This window comes from Flavobacteriales bacterium, from assembly GCA_013214975.1.
In the GTDB taxonomy this organism is placed as follows: domain Bacteria; phylum Bacteroidota; class Bacteroidia; order DT-38; family DT-38; genus DT-38.
On the sequence record JABSPR010000352.1, the window covers coordinates 1 to 2,195 of the forward strand.

Below are 2,195 nucleotides of genomic sequence, written 5' to 3' on the forward strand. Positions count from 1 at the left end.
AGCTTATTTTCATGTAGTTCTGTTCTCGAAAAAGTATTGGAGCTTCAAGAAGAGTTTACAGAAAATGTTGATCTATTAAAGCAGGTAGTTGCGAAAGAAGAACCGCCTGTCGTTGAAATCGGGGAGCATTGCTCTTCTCCACATTCTTGTACTTATATAAGCGAATGTTGGAAAGGGATTCCTGAAAACTCTGTTTTCAATATTGCTCGTATGAAAATAGAACAGAAAATGGAATTGTTTAATATGGGAATAGTAGACTTAGATGATGTCCCGGACGAATATCCTCTTTCCAGATCACAGAGAATTCAGGTGGACCATCATAAGAGTACTGAGCCATTAATTGATAAGGATGGAATCAAGGAGTTTTTGGATACGCTTAACTACCCGTTGTATTATTTAGATTTTGAAACTTTTAGCAGTTCAGTTCCGCCGTTCATTAATTCAAGGCCATATCAACAAATCCCTTTTCAATACTCATTACACTATAAGGCAAGTAAGGATAGTGAGGTAGAACATATTGAGTTTATTGCCGATCCGAAAGGAGAAACGCGAATATCATTGATTATTGACTTACTTGAAAAAACAAAAGGAGAAGGAGATATTATTGCATATAACATGAGCTTCGAAAAGGGATGTCTAAAAGATATGGGTAAAGCGTTCCCTAAATATGCAGAAGAACTACGCGAAAGATCAGGTAGGATTAAGGATTTACTGGACCCTTTTCACGACAAGAAGTATTACCATCCAAATATGAAAGGCTCTGCTTCCCTTAAATCGGTTTTACCGAGTCTGGTTCCAGAATTATCTTATAATGACTTAGAAATAAAGGAAGGTGGCACCGCAAGCCATGTTTTTTCTTTAATGGTAAATGGCCTTTTTGAAGGAGATAAAGAGCAAACGATAAAAGATTTATTAGCCTATTGTGAGTTGGATACCTTTGCAATGGTAAGAATATTAGAAGAACTTGAAAACCTTGTTTAACTTGCACCTATGAAGTTTGACGAATACAATATTGCAAGTACGATAAAAAAGAATATCGAGAAGTTGGGGTACAAGAGACCAACAGATATTCAGTTTAAGTCGATCCCGCCTATTTTGAAAGGAGAGGACGTCTTAGCCATTGCACAAACGGGAACTGGTAAAACAGCTGCCTTCGCTATTCCTATTCTTCATAAACTGCACACTTACAAAACGAGTAGAAGGTCATATGGTGTTAGTTGCTTAATAATGGCTCCCACGCACGAATTAGCTTTACAGATAGAAAGCGTATTCAATTCTTTGGCAAAACATACAAAAGTGGTTATTTCCTGTATTCATGGAGGCGTTGATCAAGAGCCGCAGATTAAACAATTAGAAAAGGGTGTAGATGTAGTGGTTGCTACGCCTGGAAGAATGTTTGATTTAGTTAGTCAAGGGCACCTCGATTTAAAGAAAATAGAAACACTCATTTTAGACGAGGCAGATCATATGCTCGACTTAGGGTTCATTAAAGATATCCGAGACTTGATGCGTCATTTGCCGCGAAGAAGACAAACTTTATTCTTTTCTGCAACTATTAATGAGGAGATTAAAAAACTTGCTTATTCCTTAGTAACAAATGCAATACGGATTCAAATTTCGCCTAAGGATCCTGTTGCCAAGAATATTGAGCATTCTGTAGGATTTGTTGAAATGGACGACAAGAGATTCTTTCTTGAAAGTGTTATAAAGCAAAATGAAGAAAAGAAAATTCTTGTTTTTGTTAGAACCAAAGTGAGAGCAGAGCGTGTTAAGAAAGCGATGGAAAGGGTAGGGATCGATACGGATACTATTCATAGCGATAAACTTCAGGAAGAAAGAGAATCCATAATGATGCGATTCAGAAAGGCATCTCTGAAGGTTCTAATTGCAACAGATATTAGTGCTAGAGGAATTGATATTCCGAATGTTGAATACGTGATTAACTATGATCTTCCTGAATCATCCGACCACTATGTTCATAGAGTAGGTAGAACAGGAAGGGGAGATCAGAAAGGGCAAGCATTCTCGTTTTGCAGTATAGAAGAAAAGGAGATATTAGCTGAGATTGAAGAGAATCTGAAAAAACCAATTCAGCGAATGGAGATCACCAAAGCGGATTATCAGTTTACAAAAGGTAGTACAGAAGAGAAATCTTACGATTGGAAATCAATAGTAGAAGATATTGATGAGAACGA

General features: G+C 37.1%; 2 protein-coding genes. Both read left to right on the forward strand.

Features of this window, described 5'->3' with window-relative positions; all coding sequences use genetic code 11:
• A partial coding sequence (locus HRT72_11435) for a DUF2779 domain-containing protein (protein ID NQY68316.1) occupies window positions 1-981 on the forward strand: 981 nt, incomplete at its 5' end.
• 9 nt (window positions 982-990) lie between these two features.
• A partial coding sequence (locus tag HRT72_11440; GenBank protein ID NQY68317.1) for a DEAD/DEAH box helicase occupies window positions 991-2,195 on the forward strand: 1,205 nt, incomplete at its 3' end.